The sequence below is a fragment of the Sutcliffiella tianshenii genome (assembly GCF_016908565.1).
GTDB lineage: Bacteria > Bacillota > Bacilli > Bacillales > Bacillaceae_I > Sutcliffiella_A > Sutcliffiella_A tianshenii.
This window is the reverse complement of sequence record NZ_JAFBED010000006.1, coordinates 301838-317771: the sequence shown is the minus strand read 5'-3', so window position 1 is coordinate 317771 and position 15934 is coordinate 301838. Positions and strand designations below refer to the sequence as shown.

The following is a 15934-nucleotide window of genomic DNA, read 5'->3' as shown; positions in this document are numbered from 1 at the left end:
TCAAGATTAAAGCGTAAAAGTCCGGTAGCTTATCGGGCTAGTTTTGAGCAAGCCGCTTAGAAAACAAGTGTCCAATTTTAAGGGTTCAGTACACTACGCCTGTGGGGTCTCCACTAAACGCTCCCTCCCTCAGGAGTCTTCGCCTATTGCTACAATCAACAGCTAGCAATATGAGTAAACGCTACAAACTCATATATAAAAAAGCCTACAAGGAATGTTATCCTTGTAAGCTAAATCAAAGCGGTATTTGCCAGTTTTACTTTTCGCAATCCTAACCACCATAAGAAAATCATGAAAGGAACCATATAAAATCCCCAGTGCTTCTGGGAGAGGATGATCATGTCATATGTACCATGAAGCAGGAACGGGACGAATAATGAAAGACTCAAGCAAATTCTATGCTTTTTCTCGTCAACGGAGAATTTGCCTTTACCTAAATAGTAACCCATGATGACCCCGAATAGTGCATGACTTGATACAGGCAGGACCGCCCTGCCAACGGCAAGCTCCACGCCATTGGCTATTAGGAACAGTATATTCTCCGCTGTAGCGAACCCAAGCGATACGGCAACACCGTATACAATGCCATCGTAATGCTCATCAAAGTGGACATTCCGATAAACAAGATATATTAATATGAACCATTTGAAGAATTCTTCCAATAGACCAGACATTAAAAAAGCTTTGATGGAATTGGAGGCCACATTCATCTCCAACTGAATCACATATTGTATGAACATTAACGGAAACACCAGAAGCGCCCCGAACATGAATATCTTGAAAACATAGGATATCGGTTCTTTTTGAAAAGTATCCCGTAAATAAAAATAAGACAGCAAAGCCAAGCCGGGGGCAATCCCGGCGGATACAACGCCCAGCATAAATAAGCCTCGTTTCCATCTGTTTTTTTTTATCGTATCATGTTATCGTAATTATTGGAATGATACATCAGTTTTTTTTGGAATTGTTTGTATATTAATGAGGTGAGAATAGATGAAGAAAAAGATTTTACTCATTCACACAGGTGGAACGATTTCGATGTCAGAAAACGAACAGGGTGAAGTTTCCCCCGGGGATAAAAATCCGTTATCCGCAACGCCTATTATAACAGATCCAAATTTGACTATAGACAGTCATGAACTTTTCAACCTGCCTTCCCCACACATGACACCGCATCATATGTGGGAGCTCTCCTCTTTCATCGATTCCCAGGTGGCAGAGAAATCATATGAAGGAATAGTCATCACCCATGGTACAGACACATTGGAGGAAACTGCGTTTTTCCTTGATCTGACCGTACAGACAAAAGTACCGATCGTCCTGACAGGTGCCATGCGCTCAAGTAATGAAATCGGCTCTGATGGACCATATAACCTTCTATCCTCTGTAAAAGTTGCTGCCAGTTCCGAGGCGAAAAATAAAGGGGTACTCGTAGTATTGAATGATGAGATTCACACTGCCAAGAACGTCACTAAAACACACACAAGCAATATTGCAACCTTCCAGAGCCCACAGTACGGTCCGATTGGCATCGTCACGAAGCGCGGTGCTTCCTTCCATCATTCACCGGTTGCCGAAGATAAGTATGCAATCAAGGATGTAACAAAGAAAGTGATGCTGCTGAAGGCATATGCAGGTATGGATTCAACCATATTTTCACTGTTGAAGAATATGGGGGTTGATGGGGTTGTGATTGAAGCACTTGGACAAGGCAACCTCCCGCCTACCACAATGGCAGGTCTAAAAGAACTGACAAATGCCAATATCCCCGTCGTCCTTGTTTCCCGCTGTTTCAATGGGATTGTACAGGATATCTATGGCTACGATGGCGGAGGACGCCAACTGAAGCAACTTGGAATCATTTTCTCCAATGGACTGAACGGCCAGAAGGCAAGGATCAAATTGCTTGTGGCATTGGAAGAAACGAAGGATTCCCAGGAACTGCAAAGACTCTTCTTAAGATAGACTTAATTTTTTATTTTTCGAGCGAAGCTTTACCATATTTTGGTTCATGATGTACTTTTACTGCTTTGATACATTCGAAAAGGTCCTTCATCCGCTTGATGATGGACCTTTTGCCAGTTCGGCACCTCGAAAAGGTCCTTCATTCGCTTGATGATAGACCTTTTGCCTGTCCAGCACCTCGAAAAGGTCTTTCATTCGCTTCATGATGGACCTTTTGCCTGTCCAGCACCTCGAAAAGGTCTTTCATTCGCTTCATGATGGACCTTTTGCCTGTCCGTCACCTCGAAAAGGTCTTTCATTCGCTTGATGATGGACCTTTTGCCTGTCCAGCACCTCGAAAAGGTCCTTCATTCGCTTGATGATGGACCTTTTGCCAGTTCGGCACCTCGAAAAGGTCTTTCATTCGCTTGATGATAGACCTTTTACCTGTCCAGCACCTCGAAAAGGTCCTTCATCCGCTTGATGATGGACCTTTTGCCTATCCAGCACCTCAAAAAAGTCCTTCAAACAAATATAAAACAACCGTCCGACAGACAACAACGTGTCTACACGGACGGTTACTTCTATTTTATATTCTTACTTTTATACACTCTGCAATCTGTCCCCCATGGAAGCGGCCATTTTCAATGAATATTTCATTTGCATTATTCCCGGCAGCAATGACTCCAGCAATGAAGATGCCTTCAACATTTGTTTCCATCGAATCAGGGTTGAAAGCCGGCCGGCCTGAATCCTTATCGATTTCCACACCCATTTTGGTGAGAAAATGGTGATCAGGATGATAGCCGATCATCGCAAAGACAAAGTCATTTTTGATTGTTTCCTCTTTCCCTTCAGTTGTTGCGAAGGTTAAGGTATCTTCGGTTATCCTTGTAACATTTGCGTCAAATACCATCCGGATGGTACCATTCTTGACTAGTGCATCAAACTCCGGCAGTATCCATGGCTTGACACTTGGCGAATAAGTGGAGCCCCTGTATACAACTGTTACGTGAGCATCCGCCTTTACCAATTCCAAGGCAGCATCCACGCTGGAATTCTTTCCGCCAATCACGGTGACATGCTTATTAAAATAAGGATGTCCTTCTTTGAAATAATGGGATACCTTCTCAAGGTCTGCACCCGGGATATCCAATTTATTATGGTTATCATAATATCCTGTTGCAACCACAACATATTTTGTGTGATACGTTTCCTTCGAAGTCTTTACAAGGAACGTACCATCTTCCTGCTTATGTACCGATTCCACGTATTCAAATGCGTTGATTTCAACTTTTTTCCGTTTCACTACTTCACGATAGTAGGTCAATGCCTGAATCCTGACAGGCTTACGGTTCTCTGTTATGAATGGGACATCCCCGATTTCCAGCTTTTCACTTGAGCTGAAAAAAGTCTGGTGAGTCGGGTAATGATAAATGGCATTGACGATATTTCCTTTTTCTATCACAAGAGGAGATAGCCCGATATTCTGCAACGCGATTGCCGCGGATATACCACAAGGCCCTCCACCCACTATGATGGCGTCTCTGTTAATCAAGTTGATTCAACTCCGTACACATAAATTAAGATAGGATATGAAAAATCCCCTATCACTAATGATAGGGGATTGTATGTGGATGTGCAAATAATTATATCCAGCCTCTGAATCGGGAAGCTTCCGCCATTTTGCGGGCTCCGACCATATATGCCGCCAGTCTCATATCCACACGGCGGTTATGTGCAGTGTCGTACACACTATTAAATGATTTTACCATTACTTTTTCAAGCTTTTCTTCCACTTCTTCTTCTGTCCAATAATAACCTTGGTTATTTTGCACCCATTCAAAGTAGGAAACTGTTACGCCACCTGCGCTCGCAAGCACGTCAGGCACAAGAAGGATTCCGCGGTCAGTCAGGATCTGTGTTCCTTCTATTGTAGTCGGGCCGTTTGCAGCCTCAACCACGATTTTCGCACGGATATTGTGGGCATTCTCTTCAGTGATCTGATTCTCGATCGCTGCAGGAACCAGGATATCACATTCCAACTCCAACAGTTCTTTATTTGTAATTGTATTATTGAATAGCTTTGTCACCGTTCCGAAGCTGTCTCGGCGATCTAGGAGGTAATCGATATCCAATCCGTTCGGATCATACAATCCACCATACGCATCGGAGATACCTACGACCTTTGCCCCTGCGTCATGCATGAACTTGGAAAGGTAGCTTCCTGCATTACCGAAGCCTTGTACAACAACCCTTGCTCCTTTAAGCTCGATTCCTTTTTTCTTTGCAGCTTCATGGATACAGATCGTCACACCTTTTGCAGTAGCTGATTCTCTTCCATGGGAACCACCAAGCACCAGCGGTTTACCGGTGATGAATCCAGGTGAATTGAATTCGTCAATACGGCTGTATTCATCCATCATCCAAGCCATGATCTGAGAATTGGTGAATACATCCGGAGCCGGGATATCCTTGGTAGGTCCAACAATCTGACTGATTGCGCGAACATACCCGCGGCTCAAACGTTCCAATTCCCTGAACGACATTTCACGAGGGTCGCAGACGATTCCTCCCTTACCGCCACCATACGGAAGGTCGACAATTCCACATTTCAAGCTCATCCAGATGGAAAGCGCTTTAACTTCTTTTTCAGTTACATTAGGATGGAAGCGGATTCCACCTTTTGTAGGTCCTACAGAATCATTATGTTGAGCACGATATCCAGTGAAAATCTTTACAGATCCATCATCCATGCGGACAGGAATTTTCACGGTTAACATGCGAAGGGGTTCTTTTAATAGTTCATATACTTCCTCGGGATAGCCTAGCCTCTCCAAGGCTTTATGTATCACAACTTGTGTTGATTTCAGTACATCCAGCTTGTCTTCATGTTTATTAGTCTGTTCGTTGCTTTTCTCGGCTACCATAAGTACCCTCCTAGATTGTTTCACTCATAATTTACGAAGTCCATCTTCATGACATAGTATACACCTTACTACCGTTTATGCAAAGATAGAAAATAATTTTTTAGAAAAAAATTTGTAAACGGTTACAAAAAATGCTGAGCAGTAATGATCTTGACCGACAAGCTGTGGAAATTTGCTTAAGACCTTCATTAAGTAAATAAAATAAAACCAGCCCTATCTACTAAACAACGTAGACAGGCTGGTGGTTATTTAAAATATGCATTCAATTGTTGAAAAGCCTTTTCTTCCATGATGATCTTCCCGTACTCATGTACCCGGTGAGTCGTCATGGTGGAAGGAAAGCCGTATTCGGAAAGGACGGCAATCAATGTGTCAATATCCATACATGGTGCGGTCTCTTCTTCTAATAGCAAATAAAAGATATTTTCCAATGAATAGATCAATCCACCATTTATATTAAAGGGCTTTAAACGCTTAGCCAAATCTATAAGGTGTTCAAACGAATGGAACTCATAAAATAACTCATGGCTTTCATCGACGGTTACCTGCATTTCGATGTAATCATCTGTAAATTCCTCTTCAAGCAATTCCTCATCTGTGGCGGTCACAATGACGACCATGCCCTGTGCTTGCAAAGCATATACTTCTACTGCCAAGGAGCCACTCACTTCAAATCCCAATTCTTCACTCGCTTCATCAATCATGTCACGGAACAGCTGATGAACCTTCTGCGAGTCCTTCCATAGATCCTCTTTTGTCAATCCTCTATCATCGAGGTCATCAAACGTGAGGAATATCTTTATTTTATTGTAGTTGATTCGTTCCAGCCGCATGAAAGACTCCTCCCAACCTTTACACCCTGCTACTTCTTACATTTTATGATAAGAGTGGTAAGTTGGTTCGTTACGTTCCCCCATAGAATGAAAGTAAATTATATTAATTCTTTGAATTCATGTGTTCTTTAAGCCAGTCTTCCCATTCTTTCATGGTATTGCCTATCAAAAATTCCCGATAGGACGTTTTTTTATGCTCTGGCATCCTGTCAACTGCAGAACCGCCAAGCCCAATAATCAACTCAGGGTAATCCCTGTGCAAATCGTCCACCATTTCCAGCGTTTTCGGCAGGTTGACAGATAATGTGCAGGAGAGGAAAAGAAACTTCGGGTTTATTTCCTTCAGCACGATATGAATATCATTGTCCGCTATGCTAGTGCCGAGATAAATGGTTTCGAACCCTTTTCTTCGGACGAAAAGGGTATAGATCAACAAACCGAGTTCGTGCCATTCCCCTGGCCCGCAAACCGAAACCGTCTTGGGCAAAAATCCGTTCACTGGCAGACCGTGCAGGATCATTCCGATCCGAGAACGAAGAAACGCGGAGGCGAAATGCTCATGCGCACTGGAAATCTCATCATTTTCCCAGAGGTCCCCAACCTTTACAAGCAATGTTCCTAATATATCAATCAATACCTTTTCCACTGAATATAAACTGAAAATCTTATCCATGATTTCGTGTGCATGACCTTCATCAAACTCAAGGAGCGCCTTTAATAGTTCCTCCAATAATTCCTTTGACAAATCATGATCAGGGACTGTTTCACTAAGATTACCTTCCAACAACGCCTGATGATCATTTTCAAGTAAGGAGACAGCCTGACTGATGGTAAAACCTTTGTTCACTTTTTGGATAAGCCACTTGAGTATTTTTATATGTTCTTCTGTATAAAGACGATGTCCGGAGTCGTTACGGACAGGGGCAATCATCTGGTATCTTCTTTCCCAGGCACGAAGCGTCCCAGGTTGAATTCCAAGCATTTTTGAAGCTGCTTTAATATTGTATTTACCTTCATTTTTTGACATATAGATCCCTTTCTCTCTAACAAAATCCTTAGTTGAATTATATAGGAGGAAATACATCGTGTAAACTTTGTATAGGTTTTGAATAACCAAAAAAATTAAATCAGTGAATTAAATACAGTTGAGCATTCTGAAAATCAAACCACTCAGCCGCTCTTTTTCATATCTTTGTCGTGATCTTCAATAGATGCGTTTCCGGTTGGGCTCCAAGTCTCAAGGGAATCATCGTAGTTCCAAAACCATTGCTTACAAGAAGTGTGGTATGCGGGAGTTGATGTATGGCCCCTTTTTCGTGAGGTCCATAACCGAAGATCCGGATTTGCCCGCCATGGGTATGTCCACTTAGCACCAGGCTGATTTTCTCTTCTTCAGAGAATTTTTCTACTATCTTTGGATCATGGCTTACAAGGATCTTAAAACTGTCCTTTGTGGCATCCTGCAAGGCAAGCCTAAGGTCGTCCCTATCGTGGATCATATCGTCCACTCCGATGACCTCCAGGAGTTCACCTGTATCAGATTCGAACTTGAAGGCTGTATTGTCCAAAATCTTCACCCCATTTTGCAAAAGCATGGAGTCCAGTTCGTGATAGTCCAATTCATAATCATTGTTACCCCATACAAAAAATATAAGACCAAGTTTCTTCAAAACCTCAATATTTTCTTTAACTTGCGAGAGCGAGACGCCTTTTTCTGCAAGGTCTCCCCCGATTACCACGAAATCGGCCTTTCCCATTATCGGCTCTATGAAGTCAGGTGACAGTTTTCTTCTATGTATATCGGAAATGAAAAAGATGGATACTTCCTTAAAGCTTGCCGGAAACTCTGGAAATGCCAACTTTTCTTCCTTTATTGTCTCTTGCTTCGCTTGTTTGAACATGTATATCAGCAGTACCAGACCACAAACTATCGCTGCTCCTAAAATATAGATGATTGTCATCATGGGTAGCATCCCTTCTTTCCCTTTAATGAATGTTACAGAATCATACCACAAAACTCTTTATTGGTCAGTTGATTGCCATTTTCTTCTTATAAAATAAAGCTCTTTTTGTAAATATTGTTGTTTATAAAAATTGGGCTATGCTAAGGATAATGCGTCAGCACTAATCTCCCTGTTGGTCTCCGTTCCAGATGTTCGCTTTCCGCGGGCGGCCTCGGGAGCCTCCTCGGCGCAAATGCGCCTGTGGGGTCTCCCTTGACACGCTGCTCCCGCAGGAGTCTCACATCTTGCACTCCAACCAACAGGGGTGAATTATTGGATAAAATTTGCATTACTATAGTTGGGGATTATTGACTTTGTCTCATTTTTCCATTCAGTAGAGCAAAACATATTATAAAAACTGAGTTGATTGTAACGGAGGACACTTGACTCCTGCGGGAACGCAGAGGGCATGGGAGACCCCACAGGCGAAGCCGAGGAGGCTCCCATCCGTCCCCGGCGAGTCTTGTGTCCGGAGAGGAAATCAACGGGCTTCATTTTAAGCTTATTTTATATCTATTAAACAGCAATCATTGCGAAAACAACCTAAAAAAAGACCCACTACAGGGCCTATTTTGTTTCATGATATAGATTGATATCGAATTCCTTTTTCATCATTTCAAATACTTGGTAACGCTGTTTCCACTCTTGGGGCTTGGGCCAGTAGTCATCGCTGCGCTTCACCATCTCCTTGCGCAGGTCGTTGTATTCCTTTTCGGCTTTATCCTTTTTGTATAACAAATATTTAACCATCCCCACTTGGCATCCGATGAACATCACCACATAAAAATGAACGGGTCTGTCAAAGAAATAAGCAAACATCTCTCCAGAGCTGGCTCCTTTTAAATAGATGAAATAGTAGATATAGGCAAGGAATAACCCCAGCGTCAGGAAAGTGGACAATCTCCAGTGCCATTCTCTTTTCTTGAACTGATCGAACTTCCTTTTCTTTGAAACAAGAAGCTGCAGTGTTTTCTTAGTCGCTTCATCTGTATGCTCATCCAACCTTTGAATTTCAGGCTCCATCCTAACCACCCCATACATGTTCTATTAATAAACCTTATGCATGTATGAGAGCTTGTATGATGCCACTAAACGCAAAAAAGCAAGGACCGTTGTATGGTCCCTGCACTTTTCATCACCCGTTCTTTTTGATCGGGATGGTTAGCTTCTGCCCCACATTCACCTGTTCGTTTATCAGGTTGTTATAATCGCTGATGATCTTCTCTCCAGCCCTACTCTTAAAGTATTCATTGGAGATACTGTACAAGGTTTCCCCGCTTGCGACCACATGCTCCACATATTCCACATTTTCTTCAATATTCTCTTCATCTATCACTTCTTCGGTTTCTTCAGGTTCAGCCGCAACCGGAGGAGGTTCTGGCTTTGTTTCTGCAGGAGTGGCTTTGCCTGAGCCTGTTTGAGCATTCGTATTGATGGTCTCGACAGGGGTACTTTCAGGCTCGGTCACCTCCTCTTCCACTACGGCATCCTCCTCTTCATTCCGATCAAATTCAATCGTTTCTTTTGTATCTGCTTTAGAAGGGATGTTTATCTGATCATAGGATTCTACACTACCTTTAATAGGGAAAAGAGATTTTAAAACATTTTCATCCTTGCCATTAAAATGAAGTGCCAAAATTGTGATCGGGATCAATAAAAAAGCAATTCCGAGTAAGCGTACGATAGGGAAATTGAATTTCCATTTCGTACGATTCCGTTTCTCGGCATGTATTTCGCTCCTGGAAGGACGCTTTTCACCTGCAGCTTTTTCAACCTCATCCCGCAATGAATCTGCTTGATCTTGTCTATTCATCTCTGTTTTCATACCCCTCACTGACCTCCCCGTTTGTTTTCTTTACATACTCGCTTCTTATTTTCAGTGCAAGCAGCACATCTATGATGAAATGTGCCCAAATTGTCACAAGAAGATTTTCAGTCCATTCATATAGATAGCCCAGTAGAAAGCTTAATAAAATGACCGATATCAATAATAACCATTTATGTAGATAACGGATATGCATGATGGCAAAAATGAAGCTCGCAATCCAGATTCCGAAATGAGTCTGAATGACGCCCCTGAAAAGCAACTCCTCCACGGTGGCAATCAGAAGTGCCAAAGCGATTATATGCAGGGTACTTCTTTTTTGGAACATTTTCTCGTTGATACCGCCATCGTCCATCAGTTCCCTTGGGACATACTTCATTAAGATAAGATCAATTACCACCACTGCTACCCCTACTGATGATCCAATGGTGAAAATTTCTTGTATGTCCCACTCCAGAAGGATCAGAAAGTCGTCCCATCCCTCAAAAAGGAAAAAAGCAAGGACAGCTGCAACGAGGAAAAAGAGTAGCTGTGACATATACAAGTGATATAGCAGCTCCTTGTCACTCATTCGCTTAACCATTTCCGCCTGTTTATTTTTCATTTTAATCTTCCTGTACTAATAATTTAGCTAAAAGTTGTTTCCAAGAAGGGGCATCTCCTGTTATGCTTTTCCGCTTCTCTTCATGGATTGAATACTCTTCCATTACAATTCCGCAATAATCACAACAATTTCTTATCGGAGAGCCTGGCACTTCACCAAAATAGGCAAGGATCCCCCGTCTCCTGCAATCCGCTTCCAATGTCCAATTGTGGAAGAAGCGGAGCTTTTCCTGTTTTGCAGATGTACGGGCCTGAATCTGTTTTTGCAAGAACGACACACACAATTCCAGATTCATTACACTGAGCGGTCCATTTTTAGCCGTAAAAGTCGAGAGCTGATAGGCTAAATACCTCCAGTGGGTCTCGCTGGCCGGAAATCTCAATTCAAGATCAGTCAACATTTCATCTGTGAGAGATTTTACTTCATTCCATCTACTCACCATCTCGGTCAATACGGTTGAAACAAATATGTGATCTGGCAGCTCCTGATCAATTATGAGCTGAGGAAGCATGATATCCTCGTCACTTTTCAAAAGGACTGCAATGCTTTTTCCACCATCCCGGCCAGCTCTTCCGATTTCCTGAACATAGGATTCCAGCTGTGTTGGCTGATGATAATGAATGACATATCGTACATCCGATTTGTTGATGCCCATTCCAAAGGCACTTGTACAACAGATAACATCAAGCTGTCCCAGGAGGAATTGCTGTTGGATCAGAATCCGCTGTTCCTGAGGAAGTCCTGCATGATAAAAGGCAATGCGTTCCACACCTTGTTCTTCAAGGTACTGACAGATCTGCTCTGCTTTTGTTCTGCTGGAAAAGTAAATGATCCCTGGACCTCGGAAAAGTTTTACAAGGTCATGCAAACGTTCCCGTTTTTCCCGGTTGGATCCGATATGTTCCACCTTATAGGCTATATTAGGCCGATCGATCGAATAGATATGTTCAAACGCTCTTTCTAGATGGAGGTACTTCTTTATGTCTAACAGCACACTATCTGTCGCAGTAGCCGTCAAGGCAAGGCAAGGAGGCTTACCAAGCTTGTCCCTCACATCGCCAAGCTTCAAATAATCAGTCCTGAAATCATGGCCCCATTGTGAGACACAATGTGCTTCATCCACTACAAACAGACCGATGGGCAAAGCCTGAAGTTTTGATAGCCAACGTTTGACCTGCAGCATTTCTGGTGAAATAAAAATAAATTTATAACGTGAGAAATCAGCGTGCAACAGCTTTTCTTTTTCCTGAAAGCTCAAAAAAGAGTTGATGGCGATGACGCTCTTTTCACCCATCGACTTCATCTGCTGCACTTGATCTTCCATGAGGGAAAGAAGCGGGGACACAATCAAGACAGGTCCCTCCAGCAGATATCCGGAAAGCTGATAGCACAAGGATTTTCCGCCCCCGGTGGGCAAAAGTGCCACAACATCCCTTTTCTTTCCGACATCCTCTACAATCTCTCTTTGTCCAGGTTTAAAGTCGGTGAACCCGAGCTTCTTCTGTAAAAGGATTTTACTATCCATGCTTATCACCCATCTTCGTCAAAACCAATCGGATTTGAAAATAACTGATATCAGCCAAATCTACATACTCCTTTATCCGCTTCAACTGATTTGTCTTCAACTCATAGGCCGCTTCCATGATGGTCTGGGCCAATTTCTTGCTGACATAAGGGGAGATGGAAAAAGAATCAAGGTGAAGCGCCAGTTCTACAATATGATCCTCGATGGTACTTTGCTTAAGGTTTCTCGCAGCTGCGATTTCTTCCAAATTATATCCCCTATCCAATAAATAAAGGGTTTTTTGTGTGGTTGCAGTCAAATTCGGGCGATTGATCATATCCGAGCATAGCTTGCTCAAAACTGGATAATGGTCAACTTTCATCTCTATTTGCTGCAGCATATAATGGATGGCAGCTTGAAACTCCAGAAGCACCCAGGTTTCATCAAGACCAAGCTTTTTGGAAATCTGCAGAAGGGTGAGTCCACTGTGCAGATGACCGGAAAGCCGGGATACAAATATGTAAGCTTTCTGGTCTCCCACCATATTTAATAAACTTAAGGTCTCTTGATGGATTAAGCTTGTTAATTCCTTTTTAGAAACTCCGTGTTGTAATAATATTTTTTTCACAAAATGTTGAACTGTCTCTTCATATTGAACCGGAATGAAGTCTGTCCTACCCATTTGTATATTGGACAGAGTCTGGATGAGCAGGCTGTACCTTTTCCAAAAAACATCTGCTTTTCCTTTGTATTCCCATCCATTAAGATAAGGGGACAATGGAAAGTTTTCTGATTCTTTTTGAAGAGTCGCTCTTCCCTCTTCTGTTATTTGGTAAAAGTCGTCTTTAAGTGCAATCAAATGGTGCTGTTCAAGATGAACAATCGAAGCATCGAGTTCAGTACGTGAAAGCTCAGGCAAAATTCCGAATAGATTAGAGATGGCATATAGATTCCCGTCCTGAATTGTCTGGGATGACTTTTTCCCTTTTAGTAAATGATAAATGGCAGAGGTGGTTCGCTCCCCGCGGAAAGCACGGATACAATATAAGCAGAGATATTCGAATGATTTCAACAAAATTCAACACCTTTTTTCATCTATCTCCATTTTATCAAAATTTTGCAGAATTGTGGCATGTTTATCTCGACAAATGGTCGGGTAGATTATGAATAGAACGGCAGAACCCTTATGTGATAAGCATTCTCATTGACTTTTCTATTGAAAAGTTAAGAAAACAGTTTTACAATATAAAGTATGAGGAATTCGTTTCCAACTAATTTTTGGAAATGTGAATCTTATTGTATAGTTACAAATTGGGAGGTTTATTTTCATGGCAAAATATACGATTGTTGACAAAGAAACTTGTATCGCTTGTGGCGCTTGTGGCGCAGCAGCACCTGACATCTATGACTATGACGATGAAGGCATTGCATTCGTAACACTTGATGACAACCAAGGTATCGTTGAAATTCCTGACGTGTTGGAAGACGACATGATGGACGCGTTCGAAGGCTGTCCTACTGATTCCATCAAAGTGGCAGACGAGCCGTTTGACGGAGACGCTTTAAAATTTGAATAGTACATGCAAAGGGCCGCATTCCGATTAAGGAGTGCGGCCCTTTTTATTTTAATTAGACGCTTTTCGTAAACCACTGGCGCTCAAGCCAGAATGAAAGTTTTTTGTATAGTAGAAGGAACAGGAATGTCACAATCAGTCCCTTAATAATATTAAATGGCAAGATACCATATACAATTGATTCAATAACAGCAGATTTGGAGCCCATTTGTACATTCAAGAAATAAGTAAATGCCGGAAGGAACACATAATAGTTCAGCACACTCATCATGATGGCCATGGAAGCTGTACCTGCCGCTAACCCTAATCCTAGACCTTTGGTAGTGCGGATTTTTTTGAAAATAAAGTAGGTAGGCAGGATAAATAATATCCCGGCAGTAAAGTTTGCCATCTGCCCGACAGGAACACCTGTCATGCTACCTTGAAATACATAGTGCAGAAGATTTTTGATCAATTCCACCGTTATCCCTGCAACAGGTCCGAAGATGATCGCAGCCAGCAATGCAGGAACATCACTGAAATCGACGGATAAATATGGCGGCAGCAGTGGCAACGGGAAACTCAGCCACATTAATAGATAGGAAATCCCACTCAACATTCCCACTGTTACCATTTTCTTGATGCGTACTCTCTGATTCATTCGACTCTCTCCTTTTTGTTGGAGATCCACCTCGTACGAAAAGAGAAATTCAAAAAAGTTTATTTGCGCATGTCTTCATCCATGAAAAAACCCGCTGCTCAATAAGCATGCGGGAGTATGTGAAGGCATAGACAAATAAGCGTTAAAAACATACGTTTTTTAACGTTCTTTGAACCTCCATCTTCTCCCATCCAGACTATGACTGTCGGCTTTGGAATCGCACCAAATCCTGCTAAAAAATAGCTCGCGGGCTCAGAGTCGCCTCATTACCGCCGATCGGGAATTTCACCCTGCCCCGAAGATAGATCATGTTATTTTATTTACAAAGTTATTATACTCGTAAAATAGTAAAAAGGGAAGAAATTGAATTGAAATTCATTTTTTTCAAGGGCTGAAAAAACTTGTAGCGCTTACATAGGTTCGACCTGTGTGAAAGATATTGACAGTCTAACTTTAAGATGATAAGTTATCAGAAATTTTATAATATTTTGGAGGGATAATATGTTTCACGTATATGTTGCTGATTCAATAAGCGCTGATGGTCTTGCCCCTTTATTGGAGGCTGAAAATGTCCGCGTATACAGAAAAGGCCAGGACACTGATTTTTCCTATGACAAAATTGATGCCCTGCTCGTTCGAAGTGCGACCATGGTGGATGAGGAGCTTTTAAGCCGATTGCCGAACCTGAAGGTCATTGCAAGAGCCGGTGTTGGAGTCGATAATATCGATGTGTCAGCGGCGACCAAAAAAGGCGTAGTTGTTATAAATGCCCCAGATGGGAACACCATCTCCACAGCTGAGCATACATTTGCCATGATTTCTTCCCTTGTGCGCCATATTCCACAGGCCAACATCAATGTCAAAGGTGCCAATTGGGATCGAAAGAAGTTTGTCGGGACGGAGCTTTTCGGAAAAACGCTTGGGATTGTAGGATTCGGGCGAATCGGGAGTGAGATTGCAAAGCGCGCCAAGGCTTTTCAGATGAAAGTGGCAGTCTACGATCCATTTCTGACTGAAAGCCGTGCCGAGAAACTCGATGTTGCTTCCCTCTCCCTGGACGAAGTGTTGAGTACCGCAGATATTATCACGGTACATACTCCACTTACCAAGGAAACAAGGGGCCTCTTGAATTCCAGGAATATGTCGCTCCTTAAAAACGGTGTATTTTTAGTGAACTGCGCGCGAGGCGGGATCATCGATGAGGATGCCCTTCTCGAAAACTTGAATACAGGCCATGTTGCAGGTGCTGCCCTTGACGTATTTGAAGTCGAACCTCCAACCAAAACGGAGCTGATTCAGCATCAGAATGTCATTGCCACTCCACACTTGGGCGCATCAACCAAGGAGGCTCAATATAACGTCGCCTATCAGGTATCCAAGGATGTCCTGACCTTCCTGAACGGGCAGTCGGTCACAACAAGCATCAACCTTCCTACCATCCCTAAAGAAATCTTGAATAAAATAAGACCATTTTTCCAGTTGGGTAAAAAAATCGGGTCGCTACTGTCCCAGGTATCAAACAGTCCTGTTGATGAAATTACGGCAACATATGCAGGCAAAATAACGGAATGGGAGACCTCCATCATCACGAAGAGTGTAATTGCCGGTTTTCTAAAGGATCGGGTCGATCAAACTGTCAATGAGGTAAATGCAGCCTCCATTGCAAAGGATCGTGGAATAAATTACGGGGAAAAGCATCGTAATGAAAGTGATGGATATTCAAATCTAATGGAGGTCCGCGCAAAAGGAAAACAGGTCGATCTGACAGTCCGTGCCACATACATCGAAGGATACGGAGCAAGAATCGTCCATATGAACGGATTTGATATCGATTATGCCCCAAGCGGCCATCTGCTCTACGTGCAGCACCATGACCGGCCGGGTGTAATCGGACAGCTGGGAAATATTTTCGGTAAGCATGAAACCAATATTGCAACGATGCATGTAGGTCGTATGCTTCAAGGCGGAAAAGCGATCATGATGCTTTCTGTAGATAAACCGATCGAGAAAGATCTGCTGGATGAAATCCTTCTCATACCGGATATCTCCTCCGCCTTGACCTTGGAGCTTCCATAAG

Annotated in this window: 15 protein-coding genes and 1 riboswitch; of the genes, 3 read left to right on the top strand and 12 right to left on the bottom strand. The window is 42.6% G+C overall.

What is annotated here, in order from left to right; all coding sequences use genetic code 11:
• Positions 1 to 230 precede the first annotated feature (230 nt).
• The gene (gene prsW, locus JOC95_RS15545; RefSeq protein WP_204418099.1) at positions 231 to 881 is read right to left on the bottom strand and encodes a glutamic-type intramembrane protease PrsW; all 651 of its coding nucleotides are present in this window, start codon (positions 879 to 881) and stop codon (positions 231 to 233) included.
• Between the two features lie 112 nt (positions 882 to 993).
• On the opposite strand from prsW, the gene JOC95_RS15540 reads away from it, so the two are divergent.
• Positions 994 to 1965: an asparaginase gene (locus tag JOC95_RS15540; protein WP_204418098.1), complete on the top strand. Its 972-nt coding sequence runs from the start codon at positions 994 to 996 to the stop codon at positions 1963 to 1965.
• Positions 1966 to 2533: 568 nt separating this feature from the next.
• Here the strand turns inward: JOC95_RS15540 and JOC95_RS15535 are convergent.
• The 10 genes from JOC95_RS15535 to JOC95_RS15490 all read right to left on the bottom strand — a co-directional run bounded on the left by JOC95_RS15535 (position 2534) and on the right by JOC95_RS15490 (position 12715).
• On the bottom strand, positions 2534 to 3502 hold the full coding sequence (locus tag JOC95_RS15535; RefSeq protein ID WP_204418097.1) for a YpdA family putative bacillithiol disulfide reductase: 969 nt from the start codon (positions 3500 to 3502) through the stop codon (positions 2534 to 2536).
• 91 nt (positions 3503 to 3593) lie between these two features.
• Positions 3594 to 4874, bottom strand: a complete 1281-nt coding sequence (locus JOC95_RS15530; RefSeq protein WP_204418096.1) for a Glu/Leu/Phe/Val family dehydrogenase — start codon at positions 4872 to 4874, stop codon at positions 3594 to 3596.
• Between the two features lie 245 nt (positions 4875 to 5119).
• Positions 5120 to 5707: a genetic competence negative regulator gene (locus tag JOC95_RS15525; protein WP_204418095.1), complete on the bottom strand. Its 588-nt coding sequence runs from the start codon at positions 5705 to 5707 to the stop codon at positions 5120 to 5122.
• 103 nt (positions 5708 to 5810) lie between these two features.
• Positions 5811 to 6734, bottom strand: coding sequence for a MerR family transcriptional regulator (locus JOC95_RS15520; protein ID WP_204418094.1), 924 nt, complete (start codon positions 6732 to 6734; stop codon positions 5811 to 5813).
• Between the two features lie 157 nt (positions 6735 to 6891).
• Positions 6892 to 7668 carry a metallophosphoesterase gene (locus JOC95_RS15515; RefSeq protein ID WP_239582961.1) on the bottom strand — a complete coding sequence of 259 codons (777 nt, stop codon included), beginning with the start codon at positions 7666 to 7668 and terminating at the stop codon, positions 6892 to 6894.
• A gap of 609 nt (positions 7669 to 8277) precedes the next feature.
• A complete protein-coding gene (locus JOC95_RS15510; RefSeq protein WP_204418093.1) occupies positions 8278 to 8733 on the bottom strand; it encodes a DUF2663 family protein in 456 nt (151 codons plus the stop codon).
• Positions 8734 to 8845: 112 nt separating this feature from the next.
• Positions 8846 to 9535: a LysM peptidoglycan-binding domain-containing protein gene (locus JOC95_RS15505; RefSeq protein WP_204418092.1), complete on the bottom strand. Its 690-nt coding sequence runs from the start codon at positions 9533 to 9535 to the stop codon at positions 8846 to 8848.
• Complete coding sequence (locus JOC95_RS15500) at positions 9516 to 10139, bottom strand: CPBP family intramembrane glutamic endopeptidase (protein ID WP_204418091.1); 624 nt, start codon at positions 10137 to 10139, stop codon at positions 9516 to 9518. The genes JOC95_RS15505 and JOC95_RS15500 overlap by 20 nt, the downstream gene beginning before the upstream one ends.
• Position 10140: 1 nt before the next feature.
• Complete coding sequence (locus tag JOC95_RS15495; RefSeq protein WP_204418090.1) at positions 10141 to 11664, bottom strand: RecQ family ATP-dependent DNA helicase; 1524 nt, start codon at positions 11662 to 11664, stop codon at positions 10141 to 10143.
• On the bottom strand, positions 11657 to 12715 hold the full coding sequence (locus JOC95_RS15490) for a YpbB family protein (protein WP_204418089.1): 1059 nt from the start codon (positions 12713 to 12715) through the stop codon (positions 11657 to 11659). Before JOC95_RS15490 ends, JOC95_RS15495 begins: the two co-directional genes overlap by 8 nt.
• A gap of 256 nt (positions 12716 to 12971) precedes the next feature.
• On the opposite strand from JOC95_RS15490, the gene JOC95_RS15485 reads away from it, so the two are divergent.
• Entirely contained in the window at positions 12972 to 13220 is a 249-nt protein-coding gene (locus JOC95_RS15485) for a ferredoxin (protein ID WP_204418088.1), read from the top strand.
• A 52-nt stretch (positions 13221 to 13272) separates the two neighbouring features.
• On the opposite strand, the gene JOC95_RS15480 is transcribed toward JOC95_RS15485, so the two are convergent.
• Positions 13273 to 13857, bottom strand: a complete 585-nt coding sequence (locus tag JOC95_RS15480; protein WP_204418087.1) for an ECF transporter S component — start codon at positions 13855 to 13857, stop codon at positions 13273 to 13275.
• 175 nt (positions 13858 to 14032) lie between these two features.
• Positions 14033 to 14164, bottom strand: a riboswitch (FMN riboswitch).
• A 194-nt stretch (positions 14165 to 14358) separates the two neighbouring features.
• Here JOC95_RS15480 and serA point away from each other — a divergent pair.
• Positions 14359 to 15933 carry a phosphoglycerate dehydrogenase gene (serA, locus tag JOC95_RS15475; protein WP_204418086.1) on the top strand — a complete coding sequence of 525 codons (1575 nt, stop codon included), beginning with the start codon at positions 14359 to 14361 and terminating at the stop codon, positions 15931 to 15933.
• The last annotated feature ends 1 nt before the right edge of the window (position 15934 follow it).

Coding starts and splice junctions, on each gene's coding strand:
- JOC95_RS15495 (WP_204418090.1), bottom strand. CDS start 11,664: ATGGATAGTAAAATCCTTTTACAGAAGAAGCTCGGGTTCACCGACTTT.
- JOC95_RS15510 (WP_204418093.1), bottom strand. CDS start 8,733: ATGGAGCCTGAAATTCAAAGGTTGGATGAGCATACAGATGAAGCGACT.
- JOC95_RS15525 (WP_204418095.1), bottom strand. CDS start 5,707: ATGCGGCTGGAACGAATCAACTACAATAAAATAAAGATATTCCTCACG.
- JOC95_RS15540 (WP_204418098.1), top strand. CDS start 994: ATGAAGAAAAAGATTTTACTCATTCACACAGGTGGAACGATTTCGATG.
- JOC95_RS15480 (WP_204418087.1), bottom strand. CDS start 13,857: ATGAATCAGAGAGTACGCATCAAGAAAATGGTAACAGTGGGAATGTTG.
- JOC95_RS15515 (WP_239582961.1), bottom strand. CDS start 7,668: ATGACAATCATCTATATTTTAGGAGCAGCGATAGTTTGTGGTCTGGTA.
- JOC95_RS15485 (WP_204418088.1), top strand. CDS start 12,972: ATGGCAAAATATACGATTGTTGACAAAGAAACTTGTATCGCTTGTGGC.
- prsW (WP_204418099.1), bottom strand. CDS start 881: ATGCTGGGCGTTGTATCCGCCGGGATTGCCCCCGGCTTGGCTTTGCTG.
- JOC95_RS15505 (WP_204418092.1), bottom strand. CDS start 9,535: ATGAAAACAGAGATGAATAGACAAGATCAAGCAGATTCATTGCGGGAT.
- JOC95_RS15530 (WP_204418096.1), bottom strand. CDS start 4,874: ATGGTAGCCGAGAAAAGCAACGAACAGACTAATAAACATGAAGACAAG.
- serA (WP_204418086.1), top strand. CDS start 14,359: ATGTTTCACGTATATGTTGCTGATTCAATAAGCGCTGATGGTCTTGCC.
- JOC95_RS15500 (WP_204418091.1), bottom strand. CDS start 10,139: ATGAAAAATAAACAGGCGGAAATGGTTAAGCGAATGAGTGACAAGGAG.
- JOC95_RS15520 (WP_204418094.1), bottom strand. CDS start 6,734: ATGTCAAAAAATGAAGGTAAATACAATATTAAAGCAGCTTCAAAAATG.